This window comes from Phreatobacter sp. GW821-FHT04C01 (assembly GCF_059420385.1).
Genome location: NZ_JBWKTP010000003.1, coordinates 709,233 through 725,885 on the forward strand (window position 1 = coordinate 709,233; position 16,653 = coordinate 725,885).

At 67.4% G+C, this 16,653-nt stretch carries 13 protein-coding genes; 8 read left to right on the top strand and 5 right to left on the bottom strand.

The annotated features are described in order from the left end of the window. Positions 1-96 precede the first annotated feature (96 nt). The 6 genes from AC07WJ_RS15050 (at position 97) to AC07WJ_RS15075 (ending at position 8,498) form a co-directional block, all read left to right on the top strand. Positions 97-1,149: a glycosyltransferase family 2 protein gene (locus AC07WJ_RS15050; RefSeq protein ID WP_494935388.1), complete on the top strand. Its 1,053-nt coding sequence runs from the start codon at positions 97-99 to the stop codon at positions 1,147-1,149. Beyond that, positions 1,149-1,937 (top strand): ChbG/HpnK family deacetylase, encoded by a 789-nt coding sequence (locus tag AC07WJ_RS15055; RefSeq protein WP_494935389.1) that lies wholly within the window; start codon positions 1,149-1,151, stop codon positions 1,935-1,937. Before AC07WJ_RS15050 ends, AC07WJ_RS15055 begins: the two co-directional genes overlap by 1 nt. A gap of 130 nt (positions 1,938-2,067) precedes the next feature. Further along, complete coding sequence (locus AC07WJ_RS15060; RefSeq protein ID WP_494935390.1) at positions 2,068-2,253, top strand: hypothetical protein; 186 nt, start codon at positions 2,068-2,070, stop codon at positions 2,251-2,253. Positions 2,254-2,471: 218 nt separating this feature from the next. Further along, the gene (locus AC07WJ_RS15065) at positions 2,472-3,776 is read left to right on the top strand and encodes a carbohydrate porin (protein WP_494935391.1); all 1,305 of its coding nucleotides are present in this window, start codon (positions 2,472-2,474) and stop codon (positions 3,774-3,776) included. A gap of 284 nt (positions 3,777-4,060) precedes the next feature. Next, positions 4,061-5,314: an efflux RND transporter periplasmic adaptor subunit gene (locus AC07WJ_RS15070; RefSeq protein ID WP_494935392.1), complete on the top strand. Its 1,254-nt coding sequence runs from the start codon at positions 4,061-4,063 to the stop codon at positions 5,312-5,314. A 34-nt stretch (positions 5,315-5,348) separates the two neighbouring features. After that, on the top strand, positions 5,349-8,498 hold the full coding sequence (locus tag AC07WJ_RS15075) for an efflux RND transporter permease subunit (RefSeq protein ID WP_494935393.1): 3,150 nt from the start codon (positions 5,349-5,351) through the stop codon (positions 8,496-8,498). Between the two features lie 156 nt (positions 8,499-8,654). Here AC07WJ_RS15075 and AC07WJ_RS15080 read toward each other — a convergent pair whose 3' ends face one another. Beyond that, a complete protein-coding gene (locus AC07WJ_RS15080; RefSeq protein ID WP_494935394.1) occupies positions 8,655-10,139 on the bottom strand; it encodes a TolC family outer membrane protein in 1,485 nt (494 codons plus the stop codon). 262 nt (positions 10,140-10,401) lie between these two features. Between AC07WJ_RS15080 and AC07WJ_RS15085 the strand changes: the two genes are divergently transcribed. Beyond that, the gene (locus AC07WJ_RS15085; protein WP_494935395.1) at positions 10,402-10,680 is read left to right on the top strand and encodes a hypothetical protein; all 279 of its coding nucleotides are present in this window, start codon (positions 10,402-10,404) and stop codon (positions 10,678-10,680) included. A 112-nt stretch (positions 10,681-10,792) separates the two neighbouring features. Continuing rightward, entirely contained in the window at positions 10,793-12,892 is a 2,100-nt protein-coding gene (locus tag AC07WJ_RS15090; RefSeq protein WP_494935396.1) for an ABC transporter ATP-binding protein/permease, read from the top strand. Between the two features lie 37 nt (positions 12,893-12,929). On the opposite strand, the gene AC07WJ_RS15095 is transcribed toward AC07WJ_RS15090, so the two are convergent. The 4 genes from AC07WJ_RS15095 to AC07WJ_RS15110 form a co-directional block, all read right to left on the bottom strand. Further along, complete coding sequence (locus AC07WJ_RS15095; protein ID WP_494935397.1) at positions 12,930-13,403, bottom strand: META domain-containing protein; 474 nt, start codon at positions 13,401-13,403, stop codon at positions 12,930-12,932. Between the two features lie 46 nt (positions 13,404-13,449). Then, complete coding sequence (locus AC07WJ_RS15100; protein ID WP_494935398.1) at positions 13,450-14,910, bottom strand: sigma-54-dependent transcriptional regulator; 1,461 nt, start codon at positions 14,908-14,910, stop codon at positions 13,450-13,452. Positions 14,911-15,099: 189 nt separating this feature from the next. Beyond that, complete coding sequence (locus AC07WJ_RS15105; protein ID WP_494935399.1) at positions 15,100-15,651, bottom strand: Spy/CpxP family protein refolding chaperone; 552 nt, start codon at positions 15,649-15,651, stop codon at positions 15,100-15,102. A 125-nt stretch (positions 15,652-15,776) separates the two neighbouring features. Next, positions 15,777-16,616, bottom strand: a complete 840-nt coding sequence (locus tag AC07WJ_RS15110; RefSeq protein WP_494935400.1) for a DUF937 domain-containing protein — start codon at positions 16,614-16,616, stop codon at positions 15,777-15,779. Positions 16,617-16,653: the final 37 nt, after the last annotated feature.

The following is a 16,653-nucleotide window of genomic DNA, read 5'->3' on the forward strand; positions in this document are numbered from 1 at the left end:
CGAAACAGCCGGCTTGGAGGAGCATGCCTTCACGCAGCCGTGAAGACAGTGCATCATTGTGGAATGTTCAGAAATGGCCGGGGACCGCCAGATACGATGACTGCCAATGACGGGCGCGTGATTGCCTTCCCGGGTGCCGAAGCTCAGCCCTTCGGGCTGACCATTGTGGTTCCGGCCTATAACGAGGCCGAGGCGCTGCCGCATACCCATGCCAAGCTTCTCGCCCTGGCGCGCCTGCTGAAGGAGACGCGCGGGCTGTCGGTCGAGCTGCTTTATGTCGACGACGGTTCGCGTGACGGCACGCTTGCGGTCGCCCGTGGCCTCAAGGCCGAGGGCGCGGATGTCCAGGTCGTCTCGTTTTCGCGCAATTTCGGCAAGGAGGCGGCCCTGCTGGCCGGCCTCGATCAGGCCCGCTACGGCGCCGTCATGTTCATGGACGCCGACGGCCAGCACCCGACGGCCGTGGCCGAAACGCTGATCGCCCATTGGCTGGACGACGGCTACGACGTCGTCTTCACCTACAAGGCGCACCGGCGCGACGAGCCGAAGCTGCGCACCTTGTTCGTCAATGCCTTTTATGGGCTGGTGAATGCCGGCGTCCGCCAGAAGATTCCGGCCGATGCCGGCGACTTCCGGCTGCTGTCGCCGCGCGCCGCCCAGGCGCTGCGCCATCTGCCGGAGCGCGGCCGCTTCTTCAAGGGCCTGTCGAGCTGGGTCGGGTTTCGCCAGATCGGCGTGCCTTATGAGCCGGACCCGCGCCGCCAGGGCGAAGCCAAATGGAGCTTTCTCGGCCTGCTCGCCTTTTCGATCGAAGGGCTGACGTCGTTTTCCATCGTGCCGCTGCGCATGGCCAGCCTGTTCGGGGCCATTCTGGCGACGATCGCCTTTGTCTACGGCCTGGTGATCATGGCCGAGACCCTGGTCTTCGGCCATGTCGTGCCGGGCTATCCCTCGCTGTTCGTCGGCATGATGTTCATCGGCGGCGTGCAGCTCCTGATGATCGGCGTGCTCGGCGAATATATCGGCAAGATCCTGTCGGAGCTGAAGGGCCGGCCGGTCTACCTGATCGGTGAGCATCTGCTGAAGCGCGCCGCCGACACTCCGGCCAGCACCGACAAGGCCGGCAACGCCGCGAACCAGTCGGACTGATGAAGCACCTCATTCTCTGCGCCGACGATTATGGGCTGAGCCCCGGCGTGTCGCTGGCGATCCGGGAGCTGGCCACGGCCGGGCGGCTCAACGCGACATCGGTGATGTCGGCTGGCCCGGACCTGCGGGAGGAGTCCTCGAGGCTCCTGGCGCTCGCCGGTCCTGGTTTCCAGATCGGCCTGCATGTCACTCTCACCGGCGGGCTGACGCCCCTGACCGCGCCGCGCCTGCCACAGTTCTTCGGCCTGACCGGCCTGATGCTGCGCTGTTTCACCCGCGCGATCGACCAGGCGATGCTGGCCGCCGAAATCGAGGCGCAATTCGTGGCCTTCGCCGCGGCTTTCGGGCGTGCCCCGGATTTCATCGACGGACACCAGCACGTCCATCTCCTGCCGGTCGTGCGCGGACTGGTGCTGGATGCCGCGCGGCGCCACGCTCCCGCAGCCTGGCTGCGCCAATGCCAGGGCGCGGGGGAGGGGCTGAAGGGCCGGATCATCTCGGGCCTGTCGGGCGGATTGATCGCGGATGCGCGGGCGGCCGGTTTCGCCACCAATCCCGGCTTCTCCGGCGCCTATGAATTCGGCCGCGCCGCGGGTTTTGCCGAAATCTTTCCGCGCTTCCTGGTCGGGCTTCCCGACGGCGGCCTGGTCATGGTGCATCCCGGCCATGTCGACGACGCCTTGAAACGTGTCGATCCCGTGCATCAGCCGCGCGCGGCCGAGCTCGCCTATCTCGCCGGCGACCGGTTCCCCCGGGCGCTGGCGGCAGCCGGCTTCGCGCTCGGCTGAGATTCAGGCCGCGATCGCCCGGCCGCCGTCAATGTTCACGGTCCGACGTCTGGCGCCTTGGCCGTCCGACGGCGGGAAGCCGGCGACGTCCTTCAAGGACGGGGCTACCTTGGCCCATGGCGATCTACCATTGTCCAACATGACCCATGTCGGCGTGAGCGACGCGGCGGGCGAGCGCACGGTCACCGGTCAGGCATTTCGGGATCGCTTCGGCGTCGACGCGCTGATCCGGCTGCATGAGGGCGATTGTGCGCAGCTTGCCCGCATCGATCGGGAGTCCGCCACAAATTGCAAACGATTCCCAAAAACTGTTTGACGTCACGGCGAAGCTTCGCCACGTTAATGCAAATGATTTGCAATTGCGTATGAGCGGGGCGCGTCGTGGGGGAGCAGGTGGGGGTGGAGCGAGCGGAAACGTGCGCGCGGAGCGGGGGCGGGAGGGCCGTAGCCCAGGGGATCGGCGGCAAGCGCAGGGCTATCTGGTCGCGCTATCTCCTGGCGGGTGCCGGCGCGGCTTTCCTGTCGATCCTGGCCATGCCGGTCCAGGCGCAGGGCTGGTCGACGCCATCGGGCGAACAGGTGCCCGAGGATATCAGGCTCAATGCGCAGCTGACCGAATTCATCCAGGGTTATCCGAGCTTCCGCGCGCCCTATAGCGGCGACATGAGCCTGCCGCCCGGCGGCATGGGCCGCCAGACCACCAGCATCACCGCCTATCTGGGGGTGCGGATGCCGTGGGCCGGTGGCGAACTTTATTTCAACCCGGAATATTTCCAGGGCTTCGGCCTGGCCGGGACGGTCGGCATTGCCGGCTTCACCAATGGCGATGCCCAGAAGGCCGGCAACCGCGTCGGCGTCCTGTCGGTCGCCCGCCTGTTCCTGCGCCAGACCTTCGCGCTCGGTCCGGAGACCGAGTGGCGGCCGGGCGACTTCAACCAGTTGGCCGGCTTCGTGCCGACCCGCCGGGTGGTCGTCACCGTCGGCAAATTTGCCGCCCTCGATATCTTCCAGGCCAGCACCTATGCCGGCGATCCGCGTCGCCAGTTCTGGAACTGGTCGATCTGGGCGCCGGGGGCCTGGGACGTCGCCGCCGACGTGCGCGGCTATACCCAGGGCGTCGCCGTCGAGGTGATCCCCGATCCGGCCTGGGCGATCCGCTACGGCGCATTGCTTCTGCCCTCGCAGCCGAATGGCGGCGAGTTGCCGTTCCGCATGAACAACCTCAACCATATCCTGGAGGTGGCCTATCAGCAGCGCTGGTTCGGCCGTCCCGGCACGATCAAGCCTTTCGCCTTCTATTCGGTCGGCGCCATGGGCAATTACAGTCAGGCCGTTTCGATCAGTTCGGGCGGCGGCCTGACGCCCGACGAGGCCATCGCCACGACGCGCCGTTTCGGCAATCAGAAATGGGGTTTCGGCGTGCTGGTCGACCAGGAGCTCGCCGACAATGTCGGTGCCTTCCTGCGCGCCAGCTGGAGCGACGGCAAGACCGAGACCTTCGCCTTCACCCAGATCGACCGGTCGGTGTCCTTCGGCCTGAGCCTCAAGGGTGAATTGTGGAATCGGCCGGGCCATTCCGCCGGCATCGCGGTGGCGCAGAACGACCTGTCGCGCTTCCACAAGCAGTTCCTGGCCTCCGGCGGCACCGGCATCATCATTGGCGACGGTGCCTTGCGGTATGGCAGCGAGCGGCTGATGGAGGCTTATTACGAGTTGCCGGTCATCCGCGAGAACCTGTTCGTCGCGGCCAATTACCAGCTCGTCCACAATCCCGGCTACAACCGCGATCGCGCCGGACCGGTGCATGTCTTCGGCATGCGCATTCACGCCCGCTACTGAAACGTCGACCGGCCCGGTTCGCCGTCAGGGAATTGCAAGCGGGTAATCGAACTGTCAGGTTGAATGCTTATTGTCGCGCCGCCAAGGGTCACGCCCGCGGCCGCGTGGATTCGTGCCATGTGACATGATCGCCGGCAGGGCCGTTCGCGACGGTCGGGCCGGTGGATCGGACATCGGTTCCCCGGGCCGGACCTTATCGCTTGCCCGGGTGAATTTTCTTGATCGCAGGCGGCGTCATGGATCGATCGAAAGCGCGTTGGGCCGGTTCTTGCGACCGCACGGCGATGATGCGTGTCGCCCGCGCCTTGGGCCTCGCCTCGGTGCTGATCGTTTCGCCGGCAAGCCAGATGCCGGCTTCGGCCTTCGACCTGTCGTTCATATCCCGGCTGTTCGGCTTCGGCGGCGAGGCGCCGGCCGAAACCTCTTCGGCCGACCGGGTCAAGCCGCGCGACGGCCGTTTCGTCGTCTCGGAGGCGGATTGGTCGACCTTCGGGCGCGTCGCCGTGGCCGAGACGACCTTCCGCGAACAGGTGGTCACCGAGGGCCGGCTGGCGATCGACGAAAACAGCGCGACGCCGGTCATCTCGCCCTATTCGGGCCGCACCACCCGCATCAACGTCCTGCCCGGCGACATCGTGCGCCGCGGCCAGGCTCTGCTGTTCTTCGAAGCCAATGACATGGTTCAGACGCAGAACGACTTCATTGCCGCGATCTCCGCGCTGGACAAGGCGCAGACCCAGCTGCGCCTCGCCGAGATCAACGCCAAGCGTCAGGAGGACCTGCTGGCCGGCCGCGCCGCGCCGCAGCGCGATGTCGACCAGGCGCGCGCCGATCTCGATGCGGCGCGTGCCGACCATCGGGCGGGCATCACCGCGCTCGAAGCGGTGGAGAACCGCTTGCGCCTGCTGGGCAAGTCCGATGCCGATATCCAGCGGTTCCGCGCCGGCCGGCGGATCGATCCGGAAGTGGCGCTGCTGTCGCCGATCGAGGGAACCGTCGTCTCGCGCAAGATCGGCCCCGGCCAGTTCATCACCGGCGGCGCCGGCGATCCGATCTTCGTCATCGACGATCTCGATACGCTCTGGCTCAACGCCTATGTCCGCGAGGACGAAGCCCCCAGGATCGCCCGCGGGGCCCTGATCGAATTCCGCGTGCTGGCCTTCCGTGACCGGGTCTTTGTCGGCAAGCTCGACTTCGTCGCACCGTCGATCGACGCCGCCAACCGGCGCCTGCTGGTGCGCGCCACCGTGGAGAACCCGGACCGCGAACTGAAGCAGCAGATGTTCGCCAATGTCGCGATCCAGATCGGCGACCCCGTCAATTCTCCGGCGGTTCCGCGCAATGCCATCATCTATGAGGGCGAGGTGGCGCGGGTCTGGGTGGCTTATCCCGACCGGTCGGTGGAGCTGCGCCGGATCACCGTCGGGCTGATCCGCGGCGAGTTGGTCCAGATCACCGACGGCGTGAAGGTCGGTGAAGAGGTGGTGGTGCGCGGCGCGCTGTTCATCGATCAGATGACCGCGGCCTTCCGCCGATGATGTCCAGACAGTTCCCGCCAAGGCAGCTCCCGTTATGAACGCCATCGTCGAATTCGCCCTGAAGCAGCGGGTGCTGATGGTGCTCGCCCTGGGCGCCATGTGCCTGGTCGGCGCGATCTGCTTCATGCGGCTCAATATCGAAGCCTATCCCGATCCCGTGCCGCCGATGGTCAATGTGATCACCCAGGGGCGCGGCCTGTCGGCGGAAGAGATCGAGCGCTACATCACCATTCCCATCGAGGGCGTCACCGCCGGCCTGCAGAACCTCAGGCTGATCCGCACCACCTCGGTTTTCGGCCTGTCCGACGTCAAGCTGCAGTTCACCTATGACGTGACCTACGAGCTGGCTTTGCAGCGCGTGCTCAACCAGCTGTCCTTGCTGCCGCCCTTGCCCAATGGGGCACAGCCGCAGATCTCGCCGATGAGCCCGATCGGCGAGATCTTCCGCTACCGGGTGGTCGGGCCGCCCGACTACAGCATCACCGACCTGAAGACGATCCAGAGCTGGATCCTGCAGCGCCGCTTCCGCGCCATTCCCGGCGTCGTCGACGTGGTCGGCTGGGGCGGCAAGAACAAGACCTATGACGTCTCGATCGATTTCAACAAGCTGCTCGCCTATGGGCTGACGCTGCCCCAGGTCATGACGGCCTTGCAGAACGCCAATCTCAATGTCGGCGGCAATACCGTCTCGATCGGCGTCCAGGCCGGCGTCGTCCGCGGCGTCGGTCTGATCTCCTCGGTCGACGACCTCAACGATACCTTCATCGCCAGCGTCGGCAATACCAGCATCCGGGTGCGCGATATCGCGACGGTGACGATCGGCAATCAGCCGCGCCTCGGCATCGCCGGACAGAACAATGACGACGACGTGGTGCAGGGCATCGTGCTGATGCGCCGTGGCGAGCAGAGCATGCCGACCATCCTGCGCGTCCAGGCCGAGGTCGAACGCCTTTCGGCCGGCGGCGTGCTGCCGCCGGGCGTGCGCATCGAGCGCATCTACGACCGCAAGGAGCTGATCGACGTCACCACGGGAACGGTGCTGCACAGCGCGCTGTTCGGCATCACCCTGATCTTTTTCGTCCAGTGGCTGTTTCTCGGCAATCTGCGCTGCGCCATCACGGTCGCCGCCACGATTCCCTTCGCGCTCGCCTTTGCCGTCACCATCATGGTGCTGCGGGGTGAATCGGCCAATCTCCTGTCGGTCGGCGCCATCGATTTCGGCCTGATCGTCGACGCCACCGTCATCATGACGGAGAATATCTTCAGGCTGCTCGCCGAACGAAGTCACCACAAGCGGGTGCATGGGGTGGTCGAGGACGGCCCCACCGACCTGAAGCGCCGGCTGCAGACCATTCTCGGCGCCTCCAACCAGGTGGTCACCGCCATCCTGTTCTCCTGCCTGATCATCGTGACCAGTTTCATTCCGCTGTTCACCATGCAGGGCGTGGAAGGTTACATTTTCGGCCCGATGGCCAAGACCTATGCCTATGCGCTGGCCGGCGGCCTGACGGCGGCCTTCTTCGTGACCCCGGCGCTCGCGGCCTTCCTGCTGAAGGGCGAGCTGTCGGAACGCGAGACCCCGGTGGTGCGGGTGCTGCGCGCGGCCTATGAGCCGCTGCTGGAACGGGCAGTCCGCCGCCGCGGCGTCACCTTGCTGTTCGCCGCGGGCCTGATGGCGGTCTCGCTGCTCGCCGGCCGCAGCCTCGGGCTCGAATTCCTGCCGAAGCTCGAGGAGGGCAATCTCTGGATCCGGGCCACCTTGCACCCGACCATCTCGCTGGAAGAGGGCAATACCTACGCCAACCGCATCCGGCGCATCGTGGCGCAATTCCCCGAGGTTTCGTCGGTGGTCTCCCAGCAGGGCCGCACCGATGACGGCACCGAGGTCGCCGGCTTCAACAATGTCGAGATGTTCACGCCGCTCAAGCCGCGCGAGCAATGGCGCCCGGGTGTCGACAAGACCAAGCTGGTCGAAGAAATCCTGGCGGCGCTGCAGAAGGAGTTTCCCGGCGTCGACTTCAACTTCTCGCAATATCTCGAGGACAACGTCTCCGAGGCGGCTTCCGGCGTGAAGGGCGAGAACGCCATCAAGCTGTTCGGCAACAACCTGCAGCAGGTGACCGACTATGCCGAGCGCATCCGCAAGATCCTGGCCAATGTCCGCGGCATCGACGACCTCGCCGTCTTTACCGTGCTCGGCCAGCCGACCATCGCGATCACCATCGACCGGGTCGCGGCCGGCCGCTACGGCCTGTCGCCGGGCGACATCAACACCGCGATCCGCACCGCGGTCGGCGGTGATACGCCCGGCGATTTCTTCGAACCCGGCAGCGACCGCCGCTTCCCGATCATCGTGCGCCTGGCGCCGGAATTTCGCCAGACGCCGGAGGCGATCCAGAACCTGAGGATCGGCGTCGCCGACCAGAGCGGCACGGTCACCCAGATTCCGCTCAGCCAGGTCGCCGCGGTGACGCTGGTCTCGGGCGCCTCGACGATCTATCGCGAACAGCAGCAGCGCTATATCCCGATCCGCTTCAGCGTCCGCGACCGCGATCTCGGTTCGACCATTTCGGAGGCCCAGAGCCGGGTCGCCGGCGAGATCGTGCTGCCGCCGGGCATGCGCATCGAATGGGCCGGCGAGTTCGAGAACCTGCTGGCGGCGATCGCGCGGCTGCAGGTGGTCGTGCCGCTGACGCTGCTGCTCATCGCCTTCCTGCTGTTCGCCAATTTCAACTCGCTGACCGACACGGTGCTGGCCCTGTCGGTCATCCCGCTCGCGATGGTCGGTGGCGTGTTCTCGCTGTTCCTGACCGGCACGCCCTTCGGCGTGTCGGGCGCGATCGGTTTCATCGCGCTGATCGGCGTGTCGGTGATGGAGGGCATCATCGTCATCACCTATTTCAATCATCTGGTGGCGCAGGGGCGCGAGCGCGTGTCGGCGGCGATCGAATGCGGCAAGGTGCGCATGCGGCCGGTGATGATGACCTGCGTGGCCGCTTGCGTCGGCCTGACGCCGGCGGCGCTGTCGACCGGCATCGGCAGCCAGGTGCAGAAGCCGCTGGCCTATGTGGTGGTCGGCGGCGTGCTGGTCGCGCCGTTCCTGATCCTGGTCATCCTGCCGGCGCTGATCGTCATGTTCTCGCGCCGCGAAAAGGCTGAAGAGGACGAGAACGCGCTGGCCTGACGCACGCGCCCGGGGCTTCGCGCCGGACCGCGATCCCGGGTGCGGCGATCGGCCAAGCTCGGCCAAAGCCGAGCTTGGCCAAAAGCGTGGAACCGGCACGCGGGATGTGGGGTCATTTCGCGCGACAACGCGCTTCGAGGGCAGGGCGGCGGCGTTTCAGCGTGTGCTGGCCGGACGCGGCGCTCCCGTCGGGTTGCGCAATTCGCCCCAGGCATCGATGCGCACGCCGAGATCGGACTGCGGCGGCGGCGAGCCGATGGCCGGTTGGGCGATGCCGAGGCGCGGCAGTTCGAGCCGGCCGGTTGCCGCCAGGACGGTATAGGAGGCGACCAGCCGGTCGCTGCTCGCCTGCAGCAGGCGTGCCCGCGCATTCACCATGTCCTGCTGCGCGTTCAAGAGGTCGGTCAGGGTCCGCAGGCCGGCATCCACCTGCTTGCGGACGCCGTCGACGGTCAGCTCGGCGGCGCGAACCTCGGCGGTCGCGGCGCGGATCGTGAAAGTGGCATTGTCGAGCGCGGCATGGCCTGCATAGGCCGCCGAGCGCGATTGCACCCGTGCGCCATCGAGCTGCATCTGCGCCTGGCCGAGCAGTTCGCGCGACTGGCGCACCTGCGATTCCGGAGCGCCGCCGGCATAGAGCGGCACCGTCACCCGGCCGACGACCTGGGCGCTGTCGGTGCGCAGCGTGCTCACGTCGATGCCGATATCGCGCGCCACCTGCGCCTGCAGGCTGACCTGCGGCAGCATCTGGCCCTGCGCGACGCGGATGGCCGATTCCGCGGATTTGACAGTGGAGACCGCCGCGAGGACGACCGGGTTTTCACGGCCGGCGACGTCGCGCGAGGCATCGCGCGAACCAGGAATCAGCCGATCCACCGCGCCGACCGGCGCGAGCCTTGCGGCCGGCGGCGCCCCGACGATCCTCAGGAAGCGATCGCGCGCGATCGACAGGTCGGTTTCCGTCGAGCTCAGGTCGGCCAAGCCACGGCTCAGCCGCGCTTCGGCTTGCGACACGTCGGTCGGCGTCGCCACGCCCGAGGCCAGCCGCGTCCGGGTGGTGTTCAAGGTCTCGCGCAGGAAGCCGACATTCTGGCGCTGCACCGCGACCAGCGCCTGGCCGGTCGAGACCGCGAGATAGGTGGTTGCGACATCGAGCAGGACCGACTGCTCGATGGCACGCATCTGCTCGCGCTGGCTGCCGACCTGCGACTGGGCCTGCAGCACCGAATTCTGAGTGCGCCACCCGTCGAACAAAGTCTGTGTCGCGGTGAGCGCCACGCCGCGCTGGAAGGCCGAGGTGCTCTGAAACATGTTCGGCGGCCCGGACAGGAGCGAGCGCGCCGACAGGACGCCGGCATAGGTGGTGGCGCTGACCTGCGGCAGAAGCCCGGCGCGGGCCTGCGGGATGTTTTCCTGGGTCGCGCGCACCGAGGCGCGCTGCGCGAGAATATCGGGATTGGTGCGAAGGGCGCGCTGGAAGGCGGCGGCCAGGCTTCCGATGGCTCCGTTTTCCGCCCGCGCCCGCTGCTGCGGCGCGCGGTTCGGACGCTGCTCGGCCAGGACCGGTACGGCAGCCATCATCGTCGCCGCCGTCGCGGCGATCAGGCGGCTCCCGACGCCAATGGCCTTCTGGCGAGACATCCCCGGCTCCGCACCCTTGCGTGGCGAGCCCGCTCCTGCCGCGGCAGGACGGTCGCACCGAACATTCGTTAACAACGGTTCGACGGACATTTGTCAATGACGCCGGAGCGACAGTCGCGCGCCATTCGGCAATACCGGCTCCGATCCCCAGATATCGTGCCGATCCCGCGCCCGAATCGGCTGACGGGACTGTGATGTCTGATAGCAATGGTCAGCGCGCATCGCCACGGATCGGCCATAACTCATCGCGAAAAGGCACTTCATGGCACGCTTCTTTTTCAATCGCCGTGGGGCGGACCCCGAGATCGCCGATGCCTCGCGGCGGCTGACCTTGACCGTTCGTGAGATTTTAGCACTTGGACCTGACGACGGGGTGACAGTGAGCGAAATCGCCTGTTCGCATCCCGAATGCGGCGACGCCGAAACGGTCGTCCTGATCATGCGCCTGGGGCGCAAGACCGAGGCGGTCAAGGTCCTGAAGGCGATGCGGCTGGTCACCGAGGACGACCTGCGCGCCGCTCTGGTGGGCGCGCCGACGTGATTTCTGCTCTTTCTTTCGTGGCGCTTGCGTGGTCCTGTGCGGGCTCACGCGTCATGCCGCTGAAACGGCCGACAATCCGTCGCCGTCTCCTCGCCTGTTTCTGAGGTTGCCCATGCTTCCCATCGCCGCCGTCGCTGGCCTTGCCGGTATCGCGCTTGGAGGCGCCAAGCTCGCGGGGACGATCGATCTTCCGCCCTACGTCTTCATCCTCACGCTGGTGGCCGCCGCCGTCAGTTATTTCGGACGGTCGGCCGGCACCCTCATCCGCGCCATCATCGGCTTCCTGGTGGTCTGGCATCTTGCCGCTGTCGCGATGCTGGTGACCAACGAAGGCGGCCTGATGCCGGCGAGCTGGGCGCCCTACCTGCCGACACGGGCGAGCGTCCTCTTGTCGGTGCTGTTCGCGGTTGCCGTCTACGGCCTGAGCTTCCTCGGCACCATCAGGCAGATCACCACGCTGGCCGATCCCTTCTTCGAGGCGCGCGACCGGGGTGTCGTGAGCTTGCCCTTCGGGCTCAAGATCGCGATGCAGGAACGCTATATCGCGCATGGATTGCTGTTCATCCTGCTGGCGATCAATATCGCCCAGGTCCTGGCGACCGTGCTGCTCAACCAGTGGAACAATCGCTTCTACACGGCGCTGCAGGAGCGCGCCGAGGCGACCTTCTGGATCGAGCTGCGCTTCTTCACGATCGTCGCCTTCTTCTGGGTCGTGCTGGCCGTCTACGAGCTCTATCTCACCCAATATACGCAGATCCGCTGGCGCCGCTGGATGACCGCCCAGCTGACCGACCACTGGCTGTCGGGCGGCGTGCATTACCGCATGCGCCTGACGGGATCGCAGACCGACAACCCCGACCAGCGCATCGCCGAGGACGTCCGGATGTTCACCTCGACGACGCTCGAGCTGATGATCCGTTTCTTTTCCGCCGTGCTGTCGCTTTATGCCTTCGTGCTGATCCTGTGGGGGCTGTCGAAAAGCTTCACCTACCAGGTCGCCGGCTTCAATCTGGAGTCGATACCCGGCTATCTCGTCTGGGCGGCGCTGATTTTCGCGGTGGTCGGAACCGTCTTCGCACACCTCATCGGCCGTTCGCTGATCGTGATCAATTTCCAGCGCCAGCGCTATGAGGCCGATTTCCGTTTCAGCCTGGTGCGGGTGCGCGAGAACGACGAGCAGATCGCGCTGCTCAAGGGCGAAGAGGCCGAGCGCAGCGGGCTCGCCCGCCGGTTCGGCAATATCGTGTCGAACTGGTTCGACTATATGCGCTACACCAAGCGGCTGACCTGGTTCACCGCCTTCCTGAACCAGACCTCGATCATTTTCCCCTATGTCATCCTGGCGCCGGCCTATTTCACCGGGGCGGTCCAGCTGGGCTCGCTGACCCAGACCGCGGGCGCCTTCGGCAGGGTCGAGGCCTCGCTGTCGCTGTTCACCAACCTCTATAGCTCGCTCGCCGAATATAAGTCGGTGATCGATCGTCTGACCGGCTTCAACCGGACCGCCGCGGCGGTCCAGACGCCGCCGACGCCGGCCATCGCCACGCAGACCAGCGGCGACGCCCTGCGCCTCACCGATCTCGCGGTGACCTTGCCGGATGGCAAGCCGGTGGTCACCGCGCCGAGCCTGACGGTGGCCCCGGGCGACCATGTTCTGGTCACCGGCCCCTCCGGATCGGGCAAGTCGACCCTGTTCCGCGCCCTGGCCGGCATCTGGCCTCACGGTTCCGGATCGGTCACGGTGCCAGCCGGCGCCTCCTTGCTGCTGTTGCCGCAGCGGCCCTATTTCCCGGTGGGAACGTTGCGCGATGCCGTCAGCTACCCGGGCGGGCGCGGCGACTATTCCGATGCCGACATCGTCAAGGCGCTGGAAGCGGTCAAGCTGCCGGGGCTGGCCACGCGCCTCGACGAGGAGGCGTCCTGGCACATGATCCTGTCGGGCGGTGAGCAGCAGCGCCTCGCCATGGCACGCGCGCTCCTGACCAAGCCGGACTGGCTGTTCCTCGACGAGGCGACGGCGGCGATCGACGAGGCCGGCGAGGCGGCGCTCTACAATACCATTCGCGAGTGGTTGCCGAAGGCGACGCTGGTCTCGATCGGCCATCGTTCGACGCTGGCCAATTTCCACGACCGGCGGGTGCATCTGTCGCCGGCCGACGACGGCACCCATGTCGCCGCCGACGCACCGCTGATGCTGATGGCCAAGGCCTGACGCCGGCCGGCTTGCCCGCTCGAGCCGGCGCCGGGCCTCAGAAGGCCCGGGCGAAGGTCACCGTGCCGCGCCGGCCGGTGAAGGTCATGCCGCGCTGGCCGACGGGGCGCCAGCGGGTCGCGCCCTGGATCGCCCAGAAGATCGCCCGCTCCTGCCGGTCGATCTCGCCGCCGCAGCGCCGCTCGACGAAATTGAGCGGCCCGAAGCGGATGTCGTCGACGCCGCGGCGATAGTCGGCATTGACCGGGTTGCAGCCGCCGAAACCGGTCATGCGGAGCCCGGCGGTAAAGGTGAAGATCGGCCGGTCGGGGGCGACCGGCCTGGCACCGTTGATGGTCACGACGGTCAGCCGCTCACCGACGGGAAACCGCATATAGGTCTCCACCTCGGCCCGGCTCGGTGGACGCGGCCGCGGTGGCTCCCGGCGCGAGCGCTGGGCTTCGGCGGTCGCGGTCAATCCGATCAGGGCCAGGGCGGCGACAGCGAGGATCTTGCATGGGTCTTGACGCATGCCTTCCGTTTAGGACGACAGCGGGCCAATCATCAAGATCTGCCGGTCAGGCGCGCAGGCGCGCGCTCTCCGGAGCCGGCTCGACGGCGGCCTCGCCCTCCCGGGCCCAGCTCTCGCGCTTGCGGTAGATCGTCGAGGGACTGATCTCGAGTGCCGCCGCGGCCCGCGACAGGTTGCCGTCGAAGGCGGCGAGGGCCCCCTCGATGATGCGCCGTTCCTGCACGGCGAACGGTTCCACGGTCGAGACCGGATTGTGCGGGTCCGTGCCGGTCCGGGGCAGATCGTGGCTGGTGTCGGCCGATCCGTGGGCGAGCGCCAGCGGCAACATCTGGGCGTTCACCCGGCTGCCGTCATGCATGACGACGAGGCGGCGAATGACGTTCTGCAGCTGCCGAACGTTGCCGGGCCATTCGAAGCCGGCGACGATTCTGGCGGCATCCGGTTCGAAGTCGGCGAAATGCCGGTCTTCCTCGGCCGCGAAACGCTCGAGGAAAGCCCGTGCCAGCACCAGCACGTCGTCGCCGCGCTGCCGGAGCGGCGGCAGGTGCAGCGGCAGCACGCAAAGCCGGTAGTAGAGGTCTTCGCGGAACCGCCCCGCCACCACCTGGGCCAGCGGATCGCGGTTCGTCGCGCAGACGAAGCGGACATCCACCCGGCGCATGCGCGTGTCGCCGACCCGGCGCACCTCGCCGGTCTGGATGAAGCGCAGCAGCTTGGTCTGCAGCGCGAGATCCATTTCGCAGATCTCGTCGAGGAACAGCGTGCCGCCGTCGGCGAGTTCGGCTGCACCGACGCGGTCGTCGATGGCGCCGGTAAAGGCGCCTCTCACATGGCCGAAGATCTCGCTTTCGATCAGATCCTTGGGGATGGCGCCACAATTCAGCGCGACGAAGCGATTGGCCGGCCGTCCGGAGCGGCGATGGATCGCCTGCGCGGTCACTTCCTTGCCCGTTCCGCTTTCGCCGGTGACGAAAACCGGCGCCCTGGACGGCGCGATCCGCCGGATCTGGTCATAGACGGCCAGCATGGCGGCGGACTGGCCGATGAAGCCCTCGAAATCCCGCCGGTCCGGCTCCGCCGGGGCAGCCCGGCCGGGGGCCCGGACATCGCCGCCGAGCTGGGTCATCAGCCGGCGGACCATTTCGGCCGGCGCGATCGGCTTGATCAGCATGTCGCAGGCGCCCGCCCGCATGGCCTCGACCGCGACCGATAGCGATCCGCGCGCGCTGATCGCGATGATCGGCCCTTCATAGCCACCGAAGCGCAGAGCCTCGATGGCGTCTGGCGATGCGCCGTCGCCCTTGTCGAGGCAGGCAATGACGGCCGATGGTGTCATCCGGTCGAAGACGGCGAGCGCCTGGTCGCAGTCCCCGGCCTCGGTAATCCGGGCGACGTCCTTCAGGCTCTGGACGATGATACGCCGCGACGTCGGGTCGGCGTCGACCACCAGAACGCTACGCGCACAGGACTGCAATTCAGGCTCGGACGAGCCCATGTCAGGCATCATGGCCGGGCGACCCCTCACACCAACCGGACGGATTTGTCACCGTCACTTTGACGCGATCAGGGTAAACGGAGGGTTTCCAGGACCCCTCAAATCGTCCGCAACTGCGATTTCGCGCGAGCCCGGCGCGCGCCGCCCAAAAAAGAGCGGGCCCGCACGAGGCGGGCCCGACATTGTGACGGGGCAGTGGCGTTACTGGCGGTTCTCGCCGTGGCCGCCGCGGCGGGGACCATGGCCCATCATGCCGGCGCCCATCACGCCGCGACCGCGGCTGAGCATGGCGTCGGCCCGGCGCTTCTGGTTGGCGTCGAGCGAGGCGTAGAGCGGCTGTGCCGCATCGGCCAGCTTCTTCATCGAGGCCGCGCTCTCCGCCATGCGGTCCGCGGCGGTGCGCAGGCGCTGGATCGGATCGAGCTGTGCCGGGTTCGGATTGTTGCGCATCTCGCGCCACTGCTGCATGCGCTGGGCGCGCAGCGTCGCCGATTCGCGCAGCGCCGCCTCGACCGGCGGCCACAGCTTCTCCTGGTCGGGGTTCAGCCTCAGCGCGGCCTTCAGGCCCGCGATGCGCGCGTCGAGGAAGGCCGCGCGGTCCTCCGGCGTCATCTGCGCCCTGCGGCCACGTTCCGGCTCCCGCGGTCCCGGAGCGGCCTGCGTCGCGCCGGGCTGCGGCGCCTGCGCAAAGACCGGCGCGGCGGCCGCCGTCACCATGGTCGCCAGGACGCCTGCGACAACAAACTTGTTCATCGGATTTCTCCTCGTGCGCCACCCCCGCAGCAATGCAGGCATCATAGGGCGGAACCGCACGGGACCCGAGTTAAACTTCGTTCATGTGGCCCGCCGCGCGAGCCGGCCGGGCCAGCCGCCGCCGGTCAGGCCTTCGGTTTGGGTTTAAATTGCTCGAACAACTGCTCGAGCTGCGCCAATTGCTGGTCCTGCATGTCGCGGCCGTTCTCGAACAGGCGCCCCATGGTCGCGGTCCAGGTATCGGCCGCCTGCTGGCCGAGGGTGCGCGGTCCCGAGGACTCGGATGGGGCCGCGGCGGAGCCCGCCGCCATTGCGCCGTTGAGCAAGGGGTTGGCCGCCTGCAACTGCTTGGCGAGCGCCATCAACTGGTCGAACCCCGGCAAGCCGGATCCCGCCTGCTGCGGCTTGCCGCCGATCAGGCCGCCAATGGCATTGGTGAAGGCGCCCATCATGCCGCTGACCGGGTCGCTCGCCGCGCCCGGCATCATCTTCGGCATCATCTGGCCGAGGCTGCCGGCGAGGATCGCGCCGAGCGGGTTCTGGCCGTCCATGGCGCCCTTCAGCAGCCCGCCCATGATCATCGAGGCCATGACCGGCATGACCTGCTTCATCATCTCCTGGCCGATGCCGCTGACCGCGGCGGCCTGCTGGGCGATCGCCTGGGTCAGGTCGGGGGAGCCGAACAGCTTGCCGAGGACGTCCTGGCCCGCGCTCATCATGGCGGGCGCGGCGGCCATTGGATTGTCGAACATCTGCGCGTAATTCGGCCCGCTGGTGAACAGGCCGAACAGGTCGGCCATGCCGGTCGGCGACTGGGTCGCCCGGTTCATGCCCATGGTGAAGGCCGGCAGCAGCGCCGTCATCGCCGACTGGGCCTGATCCGGCGACCAGCCGAATTGCCGGATGATGGCGTCGAAGCTCTGCTTGCCCTGGGCCTGGGCCAGGATGTCGGCGAGATTGAACATGGCAGCGCTCCCCCGGGCAGCCGATTCCTCGGGCCGT

Bases quoted from the DNA above. Each gene is read 5' to 3' on its own strand.
- AC07WJ_RS15055 (WP_494935389.1), top strand. From the start codon at position 1,149: ATGAAGCACCTCATTCTCTGCGCCGACGATTATGGGCTGAGCCCCGGC.
- AC07WJ_RS15065 (WP_494935391.1), top strand. From the start codon at position 2,472: ATGCCGGTCCAGGCGCAGGGCTGGTCGACGCCATCGGGCGAACAGGTG.
- AC07WJ_RS15090 (WP_494935396.1), top strand. From the start codon at position 10,793: ATGCTTCCCATCGCCGCCGTCGCTGGCCTTGCCGGTATCGCGCTTGGA.
- AC07WJ_RS15105 (WP_494935399.1), bottom strand. From the start codon at position 15,651: ATGAACAAGTTTGTTGTCGCAGGCGTCCTGGCGACCATGGTGACGGCG.
- AC07WJ_RS15085 (WP_494935395.1), top strand. From the start codon at position 10,402: ATGGCACGCTTCTTTTTCAATCGCCGTGGGGCGGACCCCGAGATCGCC.
- AC07WJ_RS15050 (WP_494935388.1), top strand. From the start codon at position 97: ATGACTGCCAATGACGGGCGCGTGATTGCCTTCCCGGGTGCCGAAGCT.
- AC07WJ_RS15080 (WP_494935394.1), bottom strand. From the start codon at position 10,139: ATGTCTCGCCAGAAGGCCATTGGCGTCGGGAGCCGCCTGATCGCCGCG.
- AC07WJ_RS15070 (WP_494935392.1), top strand. From the start codon at position 4,061: ATGATGCGTGTCGCCCGCGCCTTGGGCCTCGCCTCGGTGCTGATCGTT.
- AC07WJ_RS15095 (WP_494935397.1), bottom strand. From the start codon at position 13,403: ATGCGTCAAGACCCATGCAAGATCCTCGCTGTCGCCGCCCTGGCCCTG.
- AC07WJ_RS15075 (WP_494935393.1), top strand. From the start codon at position 5,349: ATGAACGCCATCGTCGAATTCGCCCTGAAGCAGCGGGTGCTGATGGTG.
- AC07WJ_RS15110 (WP_494935400.1), bottom strand. From the start codon at position 16,616: ATGTTCAATCTCGCCGACATCCTGGCCCAGGCCCAGGGCAAGCAGAGC.
- AC07WJ_RS15100 (WP_494935398.1), bottom strand. From the start codon at position 14,910: ATGATGCCTGACATGGGCTCGTCCGAGCCTGAATTGCAGTCCTGTGCG.